The organism is Streptomyces tritici (genome assembly GCF_048500665.1).
GTDB classification, from domain to species: domain Bacteria; phylum Actinomycetota; class Actinomycetes; order Streptomycetales; family Streptomycetaceae; genus Streptomyces; species Streptomyces tritici.
The window spans coordinates 2,803,002-2,823,771 of record NZ_CP183183.1 but is presented as its reverse complement, the minus strand read 5'-3'; the positions used below and the strand labels follow the sequence as shown (position 1 = coordinate 2,823,771).

Below are 20,770 nucleotides of genomic sequence, written 5' to 3'. Positions count from 1 at the left end.
ACATCTATGCGGACCGTCGTTTCGTGGACGGCGGACGGATGCGGCTATTCTCCCCGGATGCTCACTGTCACGACCGCGAATGTCAACGGACTTCGGGCCGCCGCCAAGAAGGGCTTCACCGAGTGGCTGGCCGGGACGGCCGCCGACGTGATCTGCCTGCAGGAGGTGCGGGCGGAGGAGGCGCAGCTGCCCGCGGAGGTCCGGGCCCCCGAGGGCTGGTTCACCGTGCACGCCCCGGCCGCCGCCAAGGGCCGCGCGGGCGTGTCCCTCTACACCCGGCGCGAGCCGGACGCGGTGCGGACCGGCTTCGGCTGCGCCGAGTTCGACGCCTCCGGCCGGTACATCGAGGCGGACCTGCCCGGCGTCACCGTCGCCAGCCTCTACCTGCCCTCCGGCGAGGTCGGCACCGAGCGGCAGGACGAGAAGATCCGCTTCATGGACGCCTTCCTGCCGTACCTGAAGGACCTGAAGGAGCGGGCGGCCGCCGACGGCCGCGAGGTCGTGATCTGCGGCGACTGGAACATCGCCCACCAGGAGGCCGACCTCAAGAACTGGCGGGCCAACCGCAAGAGCTCCGGCTTCCTGCCCGAGGAGCGTGCCTGGCTGAGCCGCGTCTTCGACGAGGCCGGCTACGTGGACGTGGTCCGCGCCCTCCACCCCGACCAGGAGGGCCCGTACAGCTGGTGGTCGTACCGCGGCCGGGCCTTCGACAACGACACCGGCTGGCGCATCGACTACCAGGTCGCCACCCCCGGCCTCGCGCAGCGCGCCGTCAAGGCGTGGGTCGAGCGCGCCGCGACGCACGGCGAGCGCTGGAGCGACCACGCGCCGGTCACGGCGGTCTACGAGCTCGGCTGAGCCGGCGGCGCCCGGCCCCGGACACGGCGCACCCCGGCCGGACAAGGGAACGTTTTCGGCCGGGCGGCCGGAGTCCGGCGGGAATTCCCGGCCGATTCTGTAATACGGTGCTGGAATTGCGCAGGATCTCGCGGGGGGAGTTGCGGTGAGCGCTCGGATTCTGGTCGCCGAGGACGACGAAAAGCAGTCGCGGCTGGTCCGGATCTATCTGGAACGGGAGGGAAACGCCGTGCAGGTCGTGGCCGACGGCCGCGCCGCACTGGAAAAGGCCCGCGCCACCCGTCCCGACCTCCTCGTCCTCGACGTGATGCTGCCGTACGTCGACGGGCTCGACGTCTGCCGCATCCTGCGGACCGAGCCCGCGACCGAGGACATGCCGATCCTGCTCCTGACCGCCCGGACCACCGAGGAGGACATGCTCCTCGGCCTCGACCTCGGCGCGGACGACTACCTCACCAAGCCCTACAGCCCGCGTGAACTGACCGCCCGCGTCCGGGCCCTGCTGCGCCGCGCCCGGAAGTCCGCGCCGGCCGGGGAGACCGTGCTGCGCGTCGGCCACGTCGAGCTGGACACCGCGCGGTTCGAGGTCCGGGTCTCGGGCACGCCCGTGGCGCTGACCTCGAAGGAGTTCTCCATCCTGGAGGCGCTCGCCCGCGAGCCGGGACGGGTCTTCACCCGGGCGCAGATCATCGAGCGGGTCTTCGGCTTCGACCGGGACGTCCTGGAACGGACCGTCGACGCGCACGTGATGAACCTGCGGCGGAAGCTGGAGGCCCCGCCGGGCAGCCCCCGCCTCCTGGAGACCGTGTACGGGCGGGGCTACCGGCTCGCGGACGGGGGCTGAGCACGGGCCCCGGCCCCCAGGGGCGCGCCGGCCCGGAGGGGCTTTTGCGTCAGACCGGGGGCCTTTGCGTCAGACCGCCGGGACCGGCCGCGTGCCCAGCACGATCGTGAACGTCGTGCCCACCCCGACCGTGCTGGCCACGTCGATCGTGCCCTGGTGGTCGGTCACGATCTGACGCGCGATGGACAGGCCCAGACCGCTGCCCCCGGTCGCCCGGCCCCGTGACGCGTCCGCCCGCCAGAAGCGGTCGAACAGGTGCGGCAGGTGCTCGGCCGGGATGCCCTTGCCCGTGTCCCGCACCTCGACGACGGCCAGTTCGCCGCGCGGTGCCAGGGACAGCGTCACCCGGCTGCCTGGCGCGGTGGCCCGCAGGGCGTTGCCGACCAGGTTGCCGACGGCCTGGCGGAGCCGGTCGGCGTCGCCCGTCACGTACACCGGGTACGGGGCCCGGACCTCCAGCGTCACCCCGGCGGCCTCGGCCTGCGGGCGGTGCGCGGTGCCGGCGGCCTCCAGCAGCTCGCGCAGGTCCAGTTCGCCGCGGTGGTACGTGAGGGCGCCCGCCTCGGCGAGCGCGAGGTCCTGGAGGTCGTCCACGATGCGCTGCTGGAGCAGCGCCTCCTCGTGGAGGGAGTCCAGCAGTTCGGGCGTCGGGTCGACCACGCCGTCGCGCAGCGCCTCCAGGTAGCCGCGCAGGTTGGCGAGCGGGGTGCGCAGCTCGTGCGCGATGTCGCCGGTGAGCCGGCGCTGGCGTTCCTCGCCGGCCTGCAGGGAGTCGGCCATGCGGTTGAACGCCCGCCCCAGCCGGGCGATCTCGTCGCGTCCCGAGACCGGCACCCGCCGCTCCAGGTCGCCCTCGCCGAGCGCCTGGGCGGCGTGCGTCATGGCCCGTACGGGCTGCAGCACCGCCCGGCTCAGCAGCAGCGCCCCGAGGATCGCGGCGAGCGCGACCCCGACCGCGACGGCGACGGTCGGCCCGGCGGCGAGGGCGGGCGGGGACTCGTCCTGGTAGCCGAGCCGTACCTGGAGCCGGGGCGGGGCGACGGCGGCGGTGCGCTCGTCGAAGACGCGCTGCAGGCAGGGGCCGAAGGGCTGCACGGTGTCGCAGACCCGGGCGGCCGCGTCGTCGCTCCGGAACTGCCGGGCGTCGGCGGCCCGCGGTTCCCGGCAGTGCGCGGGCCGGTCGGGGGTGTCCACCCCAGGCATGCCGAGGCGGTCGGTGCGGACCGTCACCGTCGCTCCGGCCCTGGTCAGGCAGGCCGCGTCGGTCATGGCCGCCCGGTAGCGGGAGATCGCGGTCACGGTCAGCTTCCGGGCGGCGCCCGGCACCAGCCCCTCGGGGAACGTCAGGTCGGGGCGCGGGTCGACGAGGATCGGGGGCTGGCTGCCCAGCGGGCGCGGCGCGCGTCCGGTGAGGGAGTCGGAGTCGGCGAGCGGCGCGCCGGTCTCCGTGGCGACGCGGATGCGCTGCCCGGTGTCCCGCGACAGGGCCTCGACCGCGGGCGCGAACCCGTCCCAGGTGCCGTGCCCGAAGCCGTACGCGCGCAGCTCCCCCGTGATCCGGGAGACGTCCTCCTGGCCGGCCGCCACGGCCTCGCGGACCTGGCGGTCGGCCTGGCGCAGGGTCAGCCAGGCGGTGGCGGCCGTGGCGGTCAGGGCGACCAGCATCAGCAGGCCGAGGACGCGCACCCGGAAGCTCATCGGTTCCCACCCGGGCCGGGTGACGGGACGTGTGCGCTCAACGGGACTCCTTCGGTGTCGGGGCACCCAACCTACGGGCCGGCCGGCGGACTTCCGGGTCCTTCCGCGGCAGGCGGGCGGGGCCGGCCATTCCGCCCGCGGATGGCGCATTGTCGCGCGAAAGAATTCAGGACGCCCGGGAACGGAAAGCGGTCAGTCCCACGCGGAATGATTTCTTCGACGGCGGCGGTGGGTGAGGGTCATGAATGTCCTTCCGCCGGACTCGGCGTGAGGGTCGCTGCATTCACCCGGTCTTCCTCGGATTTCCGGGCGCAGCGCTGACGAAACGACATCAGTGGGGGTTTACGAATGAAGCGTCGACTCGCAGCAATTCTTCCCGCCGTCGCGATGGCCGCCCTGGCCATTCCGGTGGTCACCGCCACCCCGGCCGCCGCGCACGCCGCCTGCGGCACCGGCGCCGCCGACAAGGACGGCTCGGCGTGGGGCTACTGGGCCAACGGCGCCAACGAGCGCAGCGGTTCCAGCACCAGCTGTGTGAGCAAGGGCATCGCGTACAGCAACGACCGGCTGGACTACCACTGCTACACCGTGGGCAACGACGGCAACACCTGGACCTACCTGCACAACGTGAGCGACAACGTGTACGGCTGGGTCCGTGACGACCTGCTGAGCAACGGCGGCAGCCTCACCCCGTGCTGACGCCTCGTCGCGGGCCCCGAGCGGCTCGCGGCTGAAGCACCTGGGGGCGGCCTCGTCGGGGGCCGCCCCTTCCCCGTGCGTACGGCGGCGTCGGGCGGGCTCATGTGCCGGACAGCGCCTCCGTCGGCGACAGCCTGCTCGCCCGGACCGCCGGGTAGAGCCCGGCGAGCATGCCGATGAGCAGCGTCGAGCCCACGCCGGCCGCGCTCGCCCAGACCGGGACGACCGTCGGCCAGTCGCGGCTGACGGCGTAGCCCGCCGTGATCAGCGTGCCGAGCGCGGTGCCACCGAGGCCGCCTATCAGTGACAGCAGCAGGGACTCCGTCACGAACTGGGTGCGGATCTGGCCCCGCGTCGCGCCCAGGGCGCGACGCAGACCGATCTCGGACCGGCGTTCCAGGACGGAGATGACCATGGTGTTGCCGACGCCGACCCCGCCGACGAGCAGCGCCACGCCGCCGAGGCCGAGGAGCAGGCCGGTGAGCGCCGACTCCGTCGCCTCGCGGGCCGCGAGCGCGTCGGAGGGCCGGGAGACCGCCACCTCGCCCGGCTTCTCGGGGTGGGCGGTGGCGGCCAGCACGGCCTGCACCGAGGTGACCTGACTGTCCGCGGCCCGGACGTACACCGTCGACGGATGGCCGTCGAAGCGCAGCTGGGACCGGGCGGCCGGCCAGCCGACCAGCGCCGCGCTGTCGAGCTCCGGCGCGAGCGGCACCGGGTCGAGGACGCCGATCAGGGAGAACCACCGGCCGCCGATCCAGAGCCGGGTGCCCGGGGTGTACACGTCGAGCCGCTGGGCGGCGGTGGCGCCCAGCACGACGGTCGGGTACTTCTCCGTCGTCGTGTCCAGCCAGCGGCCCGCGCGGACGTGCCCGCCGACGGCGGGCAGCAGGTCGGAGCCCGCCGCGAGGACGGCGAGCGAGCCCGTGCGGCCGACGGCGATGCGCTCGTTGCGGTAGACGTGGGCCTCGACGGCGCCGGTGGCGGCGGCCTGCTGGACGGGGGGGACGCGCCGGATCATCGCCACCGACTCCACCGGCAGGCTGGCCTTGGCGCCGCCGGCGGTCCGGCCCGGGGCGACCCGCAGCAGGTTGGTGCCGAGGGCGTCGAGCCGCCGGTCCACCTCCGCCTGCCCGGAGCCGGAGATGCCGACGACGGCGATCATGGCGGCGACGCCGATGGCGATGCCGAGGGCCGAGAGGAAGACGCGGAGCGGGCGGGTCCGCAGGCCCGTGCCGCCGAGCCGTACGACGTCCGCGGGGCCGAGCCGGGCGGCCCGCAGCCCCGTTCCGGTGGTGGTGCGGTCCGTCACCGGGGCGCCCCGATCGTCGAGTTCCGGGTGGTGTCGGCGACCAGACGGCCGTCGCGCAGCTCGATGCGCCGGGGCAGTTCGGCCGCGATCTCCCGGTCGTGCGTGATGATCACGACCGTCGTCCCGGCGGCGTGCAGGTCGCGCAGGAGGTTCAGTACGGCGGCTCCCGACGCGGAGTCGAGGTTGCCGGTCGGCTCGTCCGCCAGGAGCACCGACGGTTCGCCCACCACGGCGCGGGCCACCGCGACCCGCTGGCGCTCGCCGCCGGAGAGCTGGTGCGGCAGATGGCGGACGCGGTGGCTGAGTCCCACGCGCTCCAGCGCGTCCGCCGCCCGGGCGCGACGGCGGCGCAGCGGGACTCCCGCGTAGAGCAGGCCGTCCGCCACCGAGTCGAGGACGGGAACGCCCACGGCGAGGTGGAACTGCTGGAAGACGAAGCCGATCCGGGTGGCCCGCAGGGCGGACACCTCCCGGTCGGACAGGTTCGCCACGTCGTGGCCGTCGACCAGGACCCGGCCCTCGGTGGGGCGGTCGAGGCTGCCCATGAGGTTGAGCATGCTCGACTTGCCCGAGCCGGACGGGCCGACGATCGCGACCAGTTCGCCGCGCTCGATGCGCAGGCTGACGTCCCGGAGCGCGGCCACGCCGCCGGGGTACGTCTTGGAGACGGCGTCGAACTCCACGACCGCCGTCGTGCCGCCGCTCACTCGGGGATCCTCACCTTCATGCCCGCGCGGACCGCCGGCCCGGTGACCTCCACCTTGCCGTCGGCGAAGAGCCCGGTCCTGACGGCGACGAAGCGGCCGTCCTCGGTCTCCAGGCCGTGGCCGCCCTCGGCGAGGGCGACGAGCGCGGCGACCGGGACGGTCAGCACGTCCGTGACCTCCTTGCCCACGTACTCCACGGAGACCGGTCCGCTCCCCCAACGGCCTGCGGCTTTCTGGTCCTTCAGGGCGATCGTCACCGGGACCGTGGGGGCCCGGCCCGTGCCGCCCTCCCCGCCGCCGCCCTCGGGCGCGGTGGCCTGTCTGCCGACGCCCGCCACCTCGCCCCGCGCGGGGGTGCCGTCGGGCAGCTTCACCGTGACGCGCGCGCCCCTGACGGCCCAGCCGGCGTCCGAGGCCGCGGCGTCCACGACCACCTTGCGGGCCGTGCCGGTGTACGTCAGCGTGTCCTCCCCGACCGCGGAGCCGAGCCGGGCGCCGGGCCGGCCGATCCGCACCTCGCCCGACGCGTAGATGACGTCGCCCACGCCGACCGTCCCGGTCTGCTCCACGCCGAGCGACTTCTGCCAGCGCTTGACGGCATCGGCCGTGCCGCTGGTGAACCGCTCGTCCACGGTGAAGCCGGTGTAGCCCAGGGCGGCGAGGTTGGTCTCGAACTGCATGACGTCCATGCCCCGCAGCTCGCGCGGCGCCCGCGACGGGCCGGTGCGCCCCCCGCTTCCGCCGCCGTCCCCGCTTCCGCCGGTGTCCCCGCCCCCTCCGCTTCCGGCGCCCCCCGGCGCCGGTGAGCCGGAAGGGGCGGGGCCCTTGCCGTCCCGGCCGCCCTGGCCGCCGGGCGGGACGCCGTCCCGCGGCGGCTCCTCGGCGGGGAGCAGCCCGAGGGACCGGTACATCGGCAGCGCCCCGTACAGCAGGGTGACCGGCCGGTCGTCGACCCGGAGCAGCTCCTCGCCCCGGGCGACCGTGGCGCCCTGCTCGGGCAGCCAGGTCACGGTGCCCTGTGCCTTGACGGGCAGCGGCAGCTCCGTGCCGTAGCCCAACTGGCCCTCCACCGTCGTGCGTTCGGTCAGCGTCGCGCGCGTCACGGACACCAAGGAACCGGACCGGGGCGGGGCGCTCGGACCGGGGTCCTCGCCGCCGCCGAGCCCGAGCGCGCCGACCACGGCGACCGCCGCCACGACGACCACGGCCGAGGCGATCCACACCGCGCGCCGGCCGCGCCGCGGCGGCGGTGCGGACTCCGCCTCGTGCGCCTCGTCGATGCGCGTCACCGTCTCCGTCATGGGTCAGCCCTGGGCCGTGGGAGCGTCGTCCGGGACCTCGTTGCCGCTGATCGACGCGCAGACGCGGGTCGCGTTCTTCGCGCCGGCCGAGGTCTGGTCCCACTCGGGCGTGGCCGAGTTGTTGTTCTTCTGGTAGCCGTCCGGACCGGGGTCGGGGAAGTCGGGCGCGCCGTTCTTCTGCATGCAGGCGGCGTAGTCGCGGGCGGCCTTGATCTGCTCCGGGGTGAGCTTCGGCCGCGGGTTGACGGCCTCCTCGTACCCCTCGGGCAGGGGTGGGTCGACCGACTGGCACTTCTTGGACGCCGCGGCGAACTTGGGGTCCTTCTTCATGGTGCGCACGGCGTCCCCGCCGCCGAGGTCGACCTGGCCCTTGTCGTTCGGGTCGTCGAGCTGGATCCCGTTGTCGCGCATGCACTTCACCCACGCGCGCTTGCCCTCGACGTACGCCGCGATGGCGTCCTTGCCGGCCGGCCCGCCGCCGTCCCCGCCGCCCGTCGCCCCGGCCGTCTTCGCGGTGTCCCCGCCCGCCGACGGAACCTTCGCCCCGCCGTCCTCGCCGCCGCAGCCGGTCAGCGCGAACGCCAGGACCGACGCCGCCGCGGCCAGCAGTACCCGGTTCGTCCTCATCGGTTCTCCCCGCTCCTCCTGTCGGGCCCGGCCGCGGGCGCGGTGGGCAGGCCGACCGTAGGACGGAGACGATGAAGAACTCTTGAAGAACCTGTCAGGCGATCATGCGCTCGCCTCAGGACCCGTCGGGGTCGCTCGCGGACTCCCGCAGCCGCCGGTCGAGGGCCAGCGACAGCTCCGCCTCGACGACGCTCTTGGCCAGCGGGCGCAGTCGCTGGAGGTCCTCCTCGTCGGCGTGCGCGCGCAGCAACTCCGTGAACAGGGCGGCCATTTCGTCGGCGTGCTCGCGGACCCGGCGGCCCGCCTCCAGGACGGCGGCGAGCGGGACGCCCTCCCTGACGAGGGCGGCGGACACGTCGAGCAGCCGGCGGCTGATGTGCACGATGTCGTCGCCGTCGGGGGCGATGTAGCCGAGGTCCAGGGCGGTGGTCAGGTTCTCCGGGGTGACCTCGCCGGCGAAGTGGTCGGCCAGCTCCTGCGGGGTGAGGCGGACGGGTTCCTCCTCGGTGGGCAGGCCGAGGCCCAGGACCTCGCTGACGTCCCGGCCGCTCTCGAAGGCGGTGTTGAGGTCGGCGATGCCGTTGAGGGTGTGGCCGCGCTCCAGGAGGGCGGCGATGGTGCGGAGCCGGGCCAGGTGGTGGTCGTCGTACCAGGCGATCCGGCCCTCGCGGCGGGGCGGCCGGATCAGGCCGCGCTCCCGGTAGAAGCGCAGGGTGCGCACGGTGATGCCGGCCGCCGCGGCCAGTTCCTCCATGCGGTACTCGCGGCCGGCCGGCGGTTCGCCGGTGCGCTCGGTCCGCCCGGCCGTCCGCCCCGGCGACGGCTCGGCCGACTGCTCGGCCCGCTCGGGCGGGCGCTCGGCCGTCCACCCCGTCGCCCGTACGTGCGTTCGGTCCCCGTTCCTGTCCGTCACCCCGTCAGCCTATGTCGTACCGCCGGTAACTTTCCTCGGTCCGACCCCTACCGCTCGGTAGGGGCGTGCTCTACTCTCCCGACTGTGCCAGTGATTGCTGGCAGAGTCGAGGTCGGTGGCGCGGAAGGCGGCGGCATGACGAAGCACGAGCACGTACGAGTGGCGGTGATCGGTTCCGGATTCGGCGGCCTGGGCGCCGCGGTCCGGCTGCGCCGCGAGGGGATCACCGACTTCGTCGTCCTGGAACGGGCCGACTCCGTCGGCGGCACCTGGCGGGACAACAGCTACCCCGGCTGCGCCTGCGACGTCCCCTCGCACCTGTACTCCTTCTCCTTCGCGCCCAACCCGGACTGGCCGCGCACCTTCTCCGGCCAGCGCCACATCCGCGCCTACCTGGAGCACGTTGCCGACACCTTCGGCATCCGGCCGCACCTGCGGCTGAACCGCGAGGTGCTGGGCATGACCTGGGACGCGGACGAGCTGCGCTGGGACATCGAGACGAACGACGGCCGCTTCACCGCCGACGTGGTCGTCTCCGCGGCGGGCCCGCTGTCCGACCCCAAGATCCCGGACATCCCGGGGCTCGACGGCTTCCCCGGCAAGGTCTTCCACTCGGCGCGGTGGGACCACGACTACGACCTGCGCGGCAAGCGCGTGGCCATGATCGGCACCGGTGCCTCCGCCATCCAGATCGTGCCCGCCATTCAGCCCGAGGTCGGCCGGCTCACCCTCTTCCAGCGCACCCCCGCCTGGGTCATGCCGCGCATGGACCGCGCCATCACCGGCTTCGAGCGCTGGCTGCACCGCACCGTGCCGGTCACCGGCACCCTGCGCCGCGGCCTGCTCTGGGGCATCCGCGAACTCCAGGTCGGCGCCTTCACCAAGCACCCCGGCGAGCTGGGCCTCGTGGAGAACCTGGCCAAGGCCAACATCGCCCGCGCCGTCAAGGACCCGGCGCTGCGGGCCAAGCTCACCCCGTCGTACCGCATCGGCTGCAAGCGGATCCTGCTGTCCAACACGTACTACCCGGCGCTCGCCCAGTCCAACGTGGACGTCGTCGCCGCCGGGCTGCGCGAGGTCCGCGGCTCGACGCTGGTCGCCTCCGACGGCACCGAGACCGAGGTCGACGCGATCGTCTTCGGCACCGGCTTCCACGTCACGGACATGCCGATCGCCCAGCGGGTCGTCGGCGCCGACGGGATCACGCTCGCCGAGAGCTGGAAGGACGGCATCGAGGCGCTGCGCGGCGCGACGGCCGCCGGCTTCCCCAACTTCATGACGATCATCGGGCCCAACACCGGCCTCGGGAACTCCTCCATGATCCTCATGATCGAGTCCCAGCTGAACTACATGGCCGACTACCTGCGCCAGCTGGACGTCCTCGGCGGCCGCGCGGCCCTCGCCGCCCGGCCCTCCGCCGTCGGCGCCTGGAACCGCACGATCCAGTCGCGGATGCAGCGGACCGTGTGGAAGTCCGGCGGCTGCGACAGCTGGTACCTCGACGCCAACGGCCGCAACACCACCCTGTGGCCCGGCACCACCGGCGAGTTCCGGCGCCAGACGCGGACCGTCGACCTCGCCGAGTACGAGGTGCTGCGCGCCCCCGCGAAGACCGCGAAGCCCGCGCAGCCCGTCGAGGCCGCGAAGCCCGGCACCCGCCGGGCGAAGGCCGCCGAGACCGCCGGGTCCGCCGGGTCCGCCGAGGCCGCCCGATGAGCCGCCTCGCCGGCGGCGGCCCGGTGCGCCGCCCGCAGCCGGTCCGCGAGCTGACCGCCGTCTCCGCCGACGGCTCCCGGATCCACGTCGAGCTGTACGGGCCCGAGGGCGCCCCCGCCGTCGTCCTGGCCCACGGCTGGACCTGCTCCATCGGCTTCTGGTCCGAGCAGATACGGGCGCTGTCCGCCGACCACCGCGTGATCGCCTACGACCAGCGCGGCCACGGCCGCAGCCCGGTCCCGGCCGGCGCCGCCGGCTACTCGACGCAGGCGCTCGCCGACGACCTGGAGGCCGTGCTCGCCGCGGCCCTCGCGCCCGGCGAGAAGGCGGTCGTCGCCGGTCACTCCATGGGCGGCATGACGATCATGGCCGCGTCCGCACGCCCCGGCTTCCTGGCGCACGCCGCCGCGGTGCTGCTGTGCTCCACGGGCCCGTCGAAGCTGGCCGCCGAGTCCCTCGTCGTCCCGCTGCGGGCGGGCGCCCTGCGCACCCGGCTCACCGTCGCGATCCTCGGCGCGCGGGCGCCCCTGGGGCCGGTCACCCCGGTCTCGAAGAAGATCCTCAAGTACGCCACCATGGGCCCCGCCTCGGCGCCCGACCGGGTCGACGCCTGCGCCCGCATCGTGCACGCCTGCCCGCGCAAGGCCCGGGTCGGCTGGTCGCACGTGCTCGCCGAGCTCGATCTCGACGCGGACGCGCGGGCGTTGAGCCTGCCTGCCGCGGTGCTCGTCGGCACCGCCGACCGGCTCACCCCGCCGGTCCACTCGCGCCGCCTCGCGGCCGCGCTGCCGCAGTGCACGGGCCTGACCGAACTGGCGGGCATGGGCCACATGACCCCGGTGGAGGCCCCCGAGGCCGTCACCGCCCGGATCCGAGAACTGACCGGCACGTACCTGGGTACCGGCCTGGGTGTGAAGGAGGACGCATGAGCAGGGTGAGCCTGGAAGGACAGGTGGCGGTCGTCACCGGAGCGGCCCGCGGCGTCGGCGAGCTCCTCGCCCGCAAGCTGTCGGCGCGCGGCGCGAAGGTCGCGCTGGTCGGCCTGGAGCCGGAGCTGCTCAAGGAGGTCGCCGGGCGGCTGCACACCGAGGCCGACTGGTGGCACGCCGACGTCACCGACCACGAGGCGATGGCGAAGGTCGCGCGGGAGGTCAAGGAGCGGTTCGGCAAGGTCGACATCGTCGTGGCCAACGCCGGCGTCGCGGCGGGCGGCCCGTTCATGGACTCCGACCCGGTCGCCTGGCGGCGCGTCATCGAGGTCAACCTGATCGGCTCCGCGGTCACCGGCCGCGCCTTCCTGCCGGTGCTCGTCGAGTCCCGCGGCTACTTCCTGCAGATCGCCTCGCTGGCCGCGATGACCCCGGCGCCGATGATGACCGCGTACTGCGCGTCCAAGTCGGGCGTCGAGGCCTTCGCGCACAGCCTGCGCGCCGAGGTCGCCCACAAGGGGGTGAGGGTCGGCGTCGGTTACCTGTCGTGGACCGACACCGACATGGTGCGCGGCGCGGACCAGGACGACGTGATGAAGGAGCTGCGGCAGCGGCTGCCCTGGCCGTCCAACCGCACCTACCCGCTCGGCCCGGCCGTCGACCGGATCGTCGCCGGCATCGAGCGGCGCTCGGCGCACGTGTACGCCCAATGGTGGCTGCGTGGGATGCAGACGAGCCGCCACTACCTGCCGGGCGTCATCGCGGCGGTCGGACAGCGCGAGATGAGGCGCTTCGAGCCCCGGCTCTCCAGCGTCTCCCGGGGCCTGGTGGGCGCCGGCGGCGCGGCGGACGAACAGGCCCGCACCGCCCGGCGGTGACGCTGCGTGTCCGCTCGACATGCACGGCGTGGCGGGCCGTGTCAGTGTGGTGGAGACGGAGCGGGCGAAGCGCCCCTCCCTCTCTCAACCCCCCACGAGGAGTGGACCACATGGGCATGAAGGACCAGTTCCAGGACAAGGCCGAAGAGCTCAAGAACCGAGCGAAGCAGGCGAAGGACGAAGCCTCCACGCGCGCCTCGCAGATGCAGGACCGCACGAAGGAAGAGGCGGCGCGTCGTCGCGAGCAGCAGCAGCGTCGTGAGGACGAGGGCGTCTGACGACTCCCTTCGCAGGCTGAAAGGCCGGTCGGAAAGGCGCACCCGGGACGCCGGGTGCGCCTTTCGCATGTCCGCCGCCGGATCCGCTCGACCGCCGAGCGGGGCCGGCAGCGGAGCCGGGCCCGGCCGACCGCCCGTGAAGGCAGCCGGCCCGGCCCGCGTACAGCCCCCCGGCGTTCAGCCCCTCGGCGGGAGCTTCGGCCGGGAGCGGTCCGGGATGCCGGTGTGTCCGGGCGGTGCGGCCGCCGGGGACTCGCCGAGCAGCCCCAGCGCCAGTTCGACCGCGTCCGCCAGCTGGGCGTGCCGTCCCTCGGCCCAGTCCAGGGGCGTGCGCAGCACAGCGACGTCCGGTTCCACGCCGTGGTTCTCCACCGACCAACCGTACTCCGGGAACCAGGCCGCGTTCATCGGCACGGTGATCTGTGTGCCGTCGCCGAGCCGGTGTCGTCCCGTCATGCCGACCACCCCGCCCCAGGTCCGCTGGCCGACCACCGGGCCGAGGCCGAGCAGCTTGAACGCGGCGGTGATCATGTCGCCGTCGGAGGAGGTGGCCTCGTCGGCGAGCGCCACGACCGGGCCGCGCGGGGCGTTGGACGCGTACGAGACGGGCTGCGCGTTGCGGGTGAGGTCCCAGCCGAGGATCTTGCGGGTGAGCTTCTCCACCACGAGCTCGCTGATGTGCCCGCCGGCGTTGCCGCGCACGTCCACGATGAGCGCCGGCCGGGACACCTCCATGCGCAGGTCGCGGTTGAACTGGGCCCAGCCGGAGCCGCCCATGTCGGGGATGTGCAGGTAGCCGCACCTGCCGCCGCTGAGTTCGTGGACCACCGCGCGCCGCTTGGTCACCCAGTCCTGGTACCGCAGCGGACGCTCGTCGACCAGCGGCACGACCGCGACCCGGCGGGCCCGGCCCTCGCCTTCGGCCGGCCGGAAGGTCAGCTCGACGGTGGTGCCGCCGGTGCCGGCGAGCAGCGGGTACGGGCCTGCCACCGGGTCCACCGGGCGGCCGTCCACATGGGTGAGGACCGCGCCCTCGCGGATGCCGGTGCCCGCCAGCGGGGAGCGGGCCTTGGAGTCCGAGGAGTCGCCGGGCAGGATGCGCTTGACCATCCACCCCTCCTCCCGGAGCACGAAGTTGGCCCCGAGCAGTCCCTGCGGCCGCTGGTAGTGCGGCGGGCCCTCGTTGCGCCGGGCGGGGGTGACGTACGCGTGGGAGGTGCCGAGCTCGCCGAGGACCTCGCGCAGCAGATCGGCGAAGTCGTCGGGGGAGGCGACCCGTTCGACGAGCGGCCGGTACTGGTCGAGCACCGCGTCCCAGTCGATGCCGCACATGTCGGGGTCCCAGAAGTAGGCGCGGATGATGCGGCCCGCCTCGTCGTAGGCGCCCCGCCACTCGGCCTCCGGTTCGACGGTGTGCAGGATGCGGCGCAGGTCGAGGTAGACCGTGGAGTCGTGGTCGCCCGGCTCGTTCGCGGGGACGGCGCGCAGTTCGCCCTCGTCGACGACGACCAGGCGCGAGCCGTCGCCGCTGATCGCGAACCAGTCGAGGTGGCCGACGAGTTCGGACTTGCGGGCCTTGGTGAGGTTGAAGTGCTCGAGGGTGGGCCGGCCGGAGGTGTCCGCCGGGTTGACGAAGGTCTCGCCGAGCGCGCCGGAGATGGGCCAGCGCAGCCAGACCAGGCCGCCGCCGGCGACGGGGTGCAGCCCCGAGTACTTGGACGCGGCCACGGGGAACGGCGTGACCCGGCTCTCCAGCCCCTCCACCTCCACCATCACCGCGCCGTCCCCGCCGTTCTCGCCCTCCACCGGGTCGAGCCCGCCCGCGGCCGGCCGGCCCTCCGGCGAGAGCGCGAACGGCGAGGGCGTCGCCGAGGACAGTGGCACCAGGTAGGGGCGGCAGCCCAGCGGGAACGACAGGTCGCCGGTGTGCACGTCGTACACCGGGTCGAAGCCGCGCCAGGACAGGAAGGCGAGGTAGCGGCCGTCCCGGGTGAAGACCGGATTCTCGTCCTCGAAGCGGCCGTTGGTGACGTCCACGATGATCCGCTCGCCCGGGCCGGCGATCCGGGCCATCTTGATGGAGCGCAGGGTGCGCCCGATGCCCGGGTGCGACCAGGTCAGCCAGGTGCCGTCGGGGGCGAACGCCAGGTCGCGGACCGGTCCGTTGACGGACCGGATGAGCTCCGTCACCTCGCCGTTGGACTCCTCGGTGGCGTCGAGCAGCAGCAGCCGGCCGTCGTTGGAGGCGATGGCGAGGCGTTCCCCGTCCGGGTCGGCGACCATCTCCTCCACCCGGCCGAGTTCGCCCGCCGCGAGCCGGCGCGGCTCGCGGTCGCCGCTGGCCCGGGGCAGGTACGCGATCTCGACGGCGTCCTCGCCCTCGGCGTCCGTCACGTACGCCACCTGGTCGCCGCTGCCCAGCATCTCCGGCAGCCGGACGCGGACGCCGGGGGTGTCGGTGAGGGTGCGGGCCGGGCCGTCGCGGTGGGTGAGCCAGTACAGGCTGCCGCGCACCCCGACCGCGCTGGCCCGGCCGGTCTCGTCGACGGCGATCGCGTCGACGTGGTGGGAGGCCGGGATCTGGTACGGGCGGCGGCCGGGCGCCGGGCCGCCGAGCCGGACGTCCAGCTTCCGCGGCTCGGAGTCCGCGGTCAGCTCGTCGACGATCCACAGCTCGCCGGCGCACTGGTAGACCACCCGCCGCCCGTCGCTGGAGGCGTTGCGGGCGTAGAAGGCGTCGTGGTCGGTGTGCCGGAGCAGGTCGGTGCCGTCGGGCCGGCAGGAGTACAGGTTGCCGACGCCCTCGTGGTCGGAGAGGAAGGCGATCCGCCCGGCGACGAACATCGGCGAGTCGAACTGCCCGTCCAGTTCCGGCAGCAGCCGCTCGCCGTGCAGCCAGAGCCGGCCGGTCGCTCCGCCCCGGTACCGCTTCCAGGCGGCCGGCTCGTACGCGGGCCGGCCGGTCAGCAGCAGGGTGCGCCGCTCGCCCTCGGTGTCGGCGACGGCGATGTGGGCGGCCGGGCCCCAGGGCAGGCGTCTGCCGGGGGAGCCGTCGGTGGGCACGGTGTACGCCCAGGAGAAGTGCGCGAAGGGCTGGCCGTGCGAGGCGACGGCGAGGATGTCGCCGTCGGGGCCCCAGCCGCAGACCCGGGTGTCGGTGGTCCCCCAGTAGGTGAGCCGGCGGGCCGGGCCGCCGTCGACCGGGGCGAGATGGATCTCGGGGTCGAGGCTGCGCCAGCTCGTGTAGGCGATGTGCGTCCCGTCGGGGGAGAACCGCGGGTGACCGACCCGGGTCCGGTCGACGGTCAGCCGCCAGGCGCGGCCGGGCCGTTGTCCGGCGGGCGCGAGGGGGGCGATCCAGAGATCGTCCTCGGCCGCGAAGCACAGCAGCTCGTCGTGGAGGTGCGGGAAGCGGAGATACGCGACGTCGTCACTCACTCGTCAATGCTTTCCGCGCGAAGGGGGCGCGGCAACTCGTACGTGTGGCCGAGGACACGTACGAAACGGTTTCGTTTCGCTCGGCGGAGGCGTACCGTCGAGGTGTACGAAACCGTTTCGTTCGGTTCGCTGATCGTGAGGAGGCCGGTCATGGCACGCAGCAGGCTCACTCCCGAGCGGGAGGCCGAGCTCTACGAGGCCGTGCTCGACCTGCTCCGCGAGGTCGGCTACGACGCCCTCACCATGGACGCCGTCGCCGCCCGCACCCGCTCCAGCAAGGCCACCCTCTACCGCCAGTGGGGGAGCAAGCCCGAGCTGGTCGCCAAGGCGCTGCGCCACAACAAGCCCGTCAGTCTCGCCGAGATCGACACCGGCTCCCTGCGCGGGGACCTCCGCGCCGTGGTGGAACGCAGTGACGCCTGCCAGATGGAGAAGGACTCCGCGCTGATGCGGGGTCTGGCCCATGCCGTCCACGAGAACCCCGAACTCCACGAGGCGCTCCGCGAGCTGCTGATCGGGCCCGAGATGACCGGACTCGACGAGCTGCTGCGCAGGGCGGTGGACCGGGGTGAGGTCCGTGCCGGCAACCCGGCCCTGAGCTTCGTGCCCCACATGATGCTCGGCGCGGTGGTCGCCCGACCGCTGATCGACGACCGGCCGGTCGACCCCGAGTACCTGCTGACCTATCTCGACGCCGTGGTGTTCCCCGCACTCGGCGTCTGACCGTCCCGCACCACCCTTCCCACCTGACGTCGCACCGCTCACGCCGTCGGGCCGGCTCCCCATGCCCTGTCCCACTCACACCGGGAGTACGCCCCCGTGGCCACGTTCCTCTACAAGCTCGGCCGCGCCGCCTTCCGCCGGCGCCGGCTCGTCGCCCTGATCTGGGTGGCCCTGCTCGCGCTCGCGGGCGTCGGAGCCGCCACCGCGCCCGCCGCGACCTCCGCCTCCTTCTCCATACCCGGCACCGAGGCCCAGCGCGCCTTCGACCTGCTCGAAGAGCGCTTCCCCGGAGCCGGCGCCGACGGCGCGACCGCCCGGGTCGTCTTCAAGGCCCCCGACGGGCAGAAGATGACCGACCCGGCCCACAAGGCCAAGGTGCAGGACGTCGTCGCCGACCTGAAGTCCGGCTCCGACCAGATCGCCCGGGTCACCGACCCGTACACCGGCCGGGCCGTCTCGCGCGACGGCTCGACCGCGTACGTCTCGGTCGCCTACGAGGTCAACGCGATGGAGCTGACCGACGACACCCGCGAGGCCCTGAAGAAGGCCGGGCACGACGCCCAGGGCAAGGGGCTGACCGTCGAGATCGGCGGTGACGCGCTGCAGACCATGCCGGAGACCGGCACGGGCGAGATCATCGGCGTGATCGTCGCGGGCGTGGTCCTCGTGATCACCTTCGGCTCGCTGGTCGCCGCCGGACTGCCGCTGCTCACCGCGATCATCGGCGTCGGCATCGGCGTCTCGACGATCACCGCCCTGGCGAGCGCCCTCGACCTCGGCTCCACCACGTCCACGCTCGCGATGATGATCGGCCTCGCGGTCGGCATCGACTACGCGCTGTTCATCGTCTCCCGCTACCGGGCCGAGCTGGCCGAGGGCCGGGAGCGCGAGGACGCCGCCGGCCGCGCCGCCGGCACCGCCGGCTCCGCCGTCGTCTTCGCCGGTCTGACCGTCGTCATCGCCCTCGTGGGCCTCGCCGTGGTCAACATCCCGATGCTGACCAAGATGGGCTTCGCCGCGGCCGGCACGGTCGTGATCGCCGTCCTCATCGCGCTCACCCTGATCCCCGCGCTGCTCGGCTTCGCCGGCGGCAGGGTCGTCGGGCGCAAGGAGCGCAAGGGGCTGAAGAAGGCCGGCGAGAAGCCCAACGCGGGCACCCGCTGGGCCCGGTTCGTCCTCCGCCGCCCGGTGATGGTGCTGCTCGTCGGCGTGCTCGGCCTCGGCGCGATCGCGGTGCCCGCGGCCTCGCTGGAGATGGGCCTGCCGGACGACGGCGTGAAGCCGGTCTCCACCAGCGAGCGCCGCGCGTACGACCTGCTCTCGGACGGTTTCGGCCCCGGCTTCAACGGCCCGCTGATGGTGGTCGTCGACGGCGACCGGGCCGCCGCGGACGCGACGGTCGGGAAGATCAAGGGCCTGGACGGGGTCGTCGCGGTCACCCCGCCGACGCCGAACAAGGCAGGCGACACCTCCGTGATCACCGTCGTGCCGAAGGACCGCCCGGCCTCCGTCGAGACCGAGGAGCTGGTCAAGAACATCCGGGCCGCCACCGGCGACGACGTCCTGGTCACCGGCGCGACCGCGATGAACATCGACTTCTCGCAGAAGATGAACGACGCCCTGCTGCCCTATCTGGCGCTCGTCGTCGGCCTCGCCTTCCTGCTCCTGACGGTGGTCTTCCGCTCGATCCTGGTCCCGCTCAAGGCGGCGCTCGGCTTCCTGCTCTCGGTGGTCGCCGCCCTCGGCGCGGTCGTCGCGGTCTTCCAGTGGGGCTGGCTGGGCGGCCTGTTCGGCGTCGAGCAGACCGGGCCGATCATGTCCATGATGCCGATCTTCATGGTGGGCGTCGTCTTCGGCCTGGCCATGGACTACGAGGTCTTCCTGGTGACCCGGATGCGCGAGTCGTACGTCCACGGGGCGCGCCCCGGCGAGGCGATCGTCACCGGCTTCCGGCACGGCGCCCGGGTGGTCACCGCCGCCGCGGTGATCATGATCGCGGTGTTCTCCGGCTTCATCGGCTCCAGCGAGCAGATGGTGAAGATGATCGGCTTCGGCCTGGCCGTGGCGGTGCTCTTCGACGCCTTCGTGGTCCGGATGGCGATCGTGCCGGCGGTGCTGGCGCTGCTCGGTCACACGGCCTGGTGGCTGCCGAAGTGGCTGGACCGGGTGCTGCCCAACGTGGACGTGGAGGGCGAGGGCCTGGCGAAGACGTCCGCGGACGCGGGCCGGGACTCCGGCTCGGGTCCGGGCTCGGGCGAGCGGGAACTCGTGAAGGTCTGACGCCCGCCGTGCGCGCGTGCGCCGTCAGCGGGTCGGGAGCGACGTGCTGACGGCGTACGTGTGCCGCAGGAAGCGCAGCAGGGCGGCGGAGTCGAACTGCACCACCGCGACCCCGTCGGGACTGTGGAACTCGACGACCGTCTGCACCCGGCCGCAGGGCCAGACGCCGACGTCGCCGCGCCGGGCGGGGGCGCGCAGCCCGGATTCGAGGAGGGCGCGCGGGAAGGTCCAGGCGACGTCGCCGGGGAAGACGAAGCGGACGACGGCCGGATCGACGGCCGGATCGTAGGAGAGGGCGACGGGAACGGCCCGGGACAGCGGGGCGTCGGTGACGATCCGGCCCTTGGCATGGTCCTCGACCGTGGGGGCTTCGCTGGTGGAGGTCATCACCGACTCCTCGCGTTCGTCCTCTTTGTCATCCAATGTCCCATATTTTGGCGGCCGCGCCTCGGGCGAGGGAGCGGGACCGGCTCCGTCCTGTGATCCATGCGTTCTTGCACATCGTTCGCAACAGGCCGCATCATCGAGTCCGTGCATGTACCTGACGGATTCATCAACGCCCCCGTGTCCGCCGCCGCCGGTGTCGTCGCCGCCGGAGCGGTCGCCGTGGGCCTGCGCGGAGCGCGCCGGGAACTCGACGAGCGCACCGCTCCGCTGGCCGGGCTCGTCGCCGCCTTCGTCTTCGCCGTGCAGATGCTGAACTTCCCGGTCGCCGCCGGGACCAGCGGACACCTGCTCGGCGGCGCGCTCGCCGCGATCCTCGTCGGCCCGTACACCGGCGTCCTCGTCATCGCCGTGGTGCTGCTGATGCAGGGCGTGCTGTTCGCCGACGGCGGCCTGACCGCCCTCGGCGTCAACATCACCGTCATGGGCGTGGTCACCGTCCTCGTCTCGTACGCGCTCTTCCGCGGCCTGGTGAAGGTGCTCCCGCGCGGCCGCCGCTCCGTGACCGGCGCGGCGTTCGCCGCCGCGCTCGTCTCCGTGCCGGCCTCCGCCGCCGCCTTCACGCTCGTGTACGCGGTCGGCGGGACCACCGACGTGCCCTTCGGCCAGGTGCTGACCGCCATGGTCGGCGTGCACACCCTCATCGGCCTCGGCGAGGCGGCGATCACCATGTTCACCGTCGGCGCGGTCGTCGCCGTCCGTCCCGACCTGGTGTTCGGCGCCCGCGGCCTGCGCGCCCCGCTGAAGCTGCGGGTCGGCGGCGAGCTCGTCGACGCCGCCCCGGCGGAGGCCGAGCCGGCCGCCGCCGGTTCGCCGCGGAAGCTGTGGATCGGCGGACTGGTCACAGCGCTGCTCCTTGCCGGGTTCGTCTCCTTCTATGCCTCCGCGAGCCCCGACGGCCTGGAGAAGGTCGCCGCCGACCACGGCATCGACAAGACCGTCGAGGAGCACGCCGCCGCGGAGTCCCCGCTCGCCGACTACGGCGTCAAGGGCATCGAGACCGCCCGGCTCTCCGGCGGCCTGGCCGGCGTGATCGGCGTCGGCGCGACCCTCGCCGTGGGCACCGGAGCCTTCTGGGCCGTGCGCCGCCGCAGGTCGGCCGGCGCGACCGGCGCGCAGGTCTGA

18 protein-coding genes are annotated in these 20,770 nt (G+C 73.8%); 10 read left to right on the top strand and 8 right to left on the bottom strand.

The features are described from left to right. Positions 1-57 precede the first annotated feature (57 nt). Both ACNJ93_RS12875 and ACNJ93_RS12870 read left to right on the top strand, forming a co-directional pair. Entirely contained in the window at positions 58-858 is an 801-nt protein-coding gene (locus ACNJ93_RS12875) for an exodeoxyribonuclease III (protein ID WP_418957537.1), read from the top strand. A 145-nt stretch (positions 859-1,003) separates the two neighbouring features. After that, complete coding sequence (locus tag ACNJ93_RS12870; protein ID WP_418957536.1) at positions 1,004-1,702, top strand: response regulator transcription factor; 699 nt, start codon at positions 1,004-1,006, stop codon at positions 1,700-1,702. 69 nt (positions 1,703-1,771) lie between these two features. Here ACNJ93_RS12870 and ACNJ93_RS12865 read toward each other — a convergent pair whose 3' ends face one another. Beyond that, positions 1,772-3,400 (bottom strand): sensor histidine kinase, encoded by a 1,629-nt coding sequence (locus ACNJ93_RS12865; protein WP_418957535.1) that lies wholly within the window; start codon positions 3,398-3,400, stop codon positions 1,772-1,774. 348 nt (positions 3,401-3,748) lie between these two features. Between ACNJ93_RS12865 and ACNJ93_RS12860 the strand changes: the two genes are divergently transcribed. Continuing rightward, positions 3,749-4,099, top strand: a complete 351-nt coding sequence (locus tag ACNJ93_RS12860) for an SH3 domain-containing protein (RefSeq protein WP_418957534.1) — start codon at positions 3,749-3,751, stop codon at positions 4,097-4,099. A gap of 100 nt (positions 4,100-4,199) precedes the next feature. Here the strand turns inward: ACNJ93_RS12860 and ACNJ93_RS12855 are convergent, their stop codons facing one another. The 5 genes from ACNJ93_RS12855 to ACNJ93_RS12835 form a co-directional block, all read right to left on the bottom strand. Next, positions 4,200-5,411 (bottom strand): ABC transporter permease, encoded by a 1,212-nt coding sequence (locus tag ACNJ93_RS12855; RefSeq protein ID WP_418957533.1) that lies wholly within the window; start codon positions 5,409-5,411, stop codon positions 4,200-4,202. Further along, entirely contained in the window at positions 5,408-6,118 is a 711-nt protein-coding gene (locus ACNJ93_RS12850) for an ABC transporter ATP-binding protein (protein WP_418957532.1), read from the bottom strand. The genes ACNJ93_RS12855 and ACNJ93_RS12850 overlap by 4 nt, the downstream gene beginning before the upstream one ends. Continuing rightward, entirely contained in the window at positions 6,115-7,419 is a 1,305-nt protein-coding gene (locus tag ACNJ93_RS12845; RefSeq protein WP_418957531.1) for a peptidoglycan-binding protein, read from the bottom strand. Before ACNJ93_RS12845 ends, ACNJ93_RS12850 begins: the two co-directional genes overlap by 4 nt. A gap of 3 nt (positions 7,420-7,422) precedes the next feature. After that, positions 7,423-8,046, bottom strand: coding sequence for a hypothetical protein (locus ACNJ93_RS12840; RefSeq protein ID WP_418957530.1), 624 nt, complete (start codon positions 8,044-8,046; stop codon positions 7,423-7,425). Positions 8,047-8,161: 115 nt separating this feature from the next. Then, on the bottom strand, positions 8,162-8,800 hold the full coding sequence (locus ACNJ93_RS12835) for a MerR family transcriptional regulator (RefSeq protein WP_418961385.1): 639 nt from the start codon (positions 8,798-8,800) through the stop codon (positions 8,162-8,164). 294 nt (positions 8,801-9,094) lie between these two features. Between ACNJ93_RS12835 and ACNJ93_RS12830 the strand changes: the two genes are divergently transcribed. The 4 genes from ACNJ93_RS12830 to ACNJ93_RS12815 all read left to right on the top strand — a co-directional run bounded on the left by ACNJ93_RS12830 (position 9,095) and on the right by ACNJ93_RS12815 (position 12,760). Continuing rightward, positions 9,095-10,675, top strand: a complete 1,581-nt coding sequence (locus tag ACNJ93_RS12830) for a flavin-containing monooxygenase (RefSeq protein ID WP_418957529.1) — start codon at positions 9,095-9,097, stop codon at positions 10,673-10,675. After that, on the top strand, positions 10,672-11,604 hold the full coding sequence (locus ACNJ93_RS12825; RefSeq protein ID WP_418957528.1) for an alpha/beta fold hydrolase: 933 nt from the start codon (positions 10,672-10,674) through the stop codon (positions 11,602-11,604). Before ACNJ93_RS12830 ends, ACNJ93_RS12825 begins: the two co-directional genes overlap by 4 nt. Next, a complete protein-coding gene (locus tag ACNJ93_RS12820; protein ID WP_418957527.1) occupies positions 11,601-12,482 on the top strand; it encodes an SDR family oxidoreductase in 882 nt (293 codons plus the stop codon). Before ACNJ93_RS12825 ends, ACNJ93_RS12820 begins: the two co-directional genes overlap by 4 nt. Before the next feature lie 110 nt (positions 12,483-12,592). After that, positions 12,593-12,760: a hypothetical protein gene (locus ACNJ93_RS12815; RefSeq protein WP_418957526.1), complete on the top strand. Its 168-nt coding sequence runs from the start codon at positions 12,593-12,595 to the stop codon at positions 12,758-12,760. Between the two features lie 177 nt (positions 12,761-12,937). On the opposite strand, the gene ACNJ93_RS12810 is transcribed toward ACNJ93_RS12815, so the two are convergent. Continuing rightward, a complete protein-coding gene (locus ACNJ93_RS12810; protein WP_418957525.1) occupies positions 12,938-16,198 on the bottom strand; it encodes a S41 family peptidase in 3,261 nt (1,086 codons plus the stop codon). A gap of 150 nt (positions 16,199-16,348) precedes the next feature. Here ACNJ93_RS12810 and ACNJ93_RS12805 point away from each other — a divergent pair, with 150 nt between their 5' ends. Together ACNJ93_RS12805 and ACNJ93_RS12800 are read left to right on the top strand one after the other, a co-directional pair. Continuing rightward, on the top strand, positions 16,349-16,921 hold the full coding sequence (locus ACNJ93_RS12805) for a TetR/AcrR family transcriptional regulator (RefSeq protein ID WP_418957524.1): 573 nt from the start codon (positions 16,349-16,351) through the stop codon (positions 16,919-16,921). Between the two features lie 96 nt (positions 16,922-17,017). Continuing rightward, positions 17,018-19,201 carry an MMPL family transporter gene (locus ACNJ93_RS12800; RefSeq protein ID WP_418957523.1) on the top strand — a complete coding sequence of 728 codons (2,184 nt, stop codon included), beginning with the start codon at positions 17,018-17,020 and terminating at the stop codon, positions 19,199-19,201. A 24-nt stretch (positions 19,202-19,225) separates the two neighbouring features. On the opposite strand, the gene ACNJ93_RS12795 is transcribed toward ACNJ93_RS12800, so the two are convergent. Then, positions 19,226-19,588, bottom strand: coding sequence for an SsgA family sporulation/cell division regulator (locus ACNJ93_RS12795; protein WP_418957522.1), 363 nt, complete (start codon positions 19,586-19,588; stop codon positions 19,226-19,228). 144 nt (positions 19,589-19,732) lie between these two features. Between ACNJ93_RS12795 and ACNJ93_RS12790 the strand changes: the two genes are divergently transcribed. After that, positions 19,733-20,770: an energy-coupling factor ABC transporter permease gene (locus ACNJ93_RS12790; RefSeq protein ID WP_418957521.1), complete on the top strand. Its 1,038-nt coding sequence runs from the start codon at positions 19,733-19,735 to the stop codon at positions 20,768-20,770.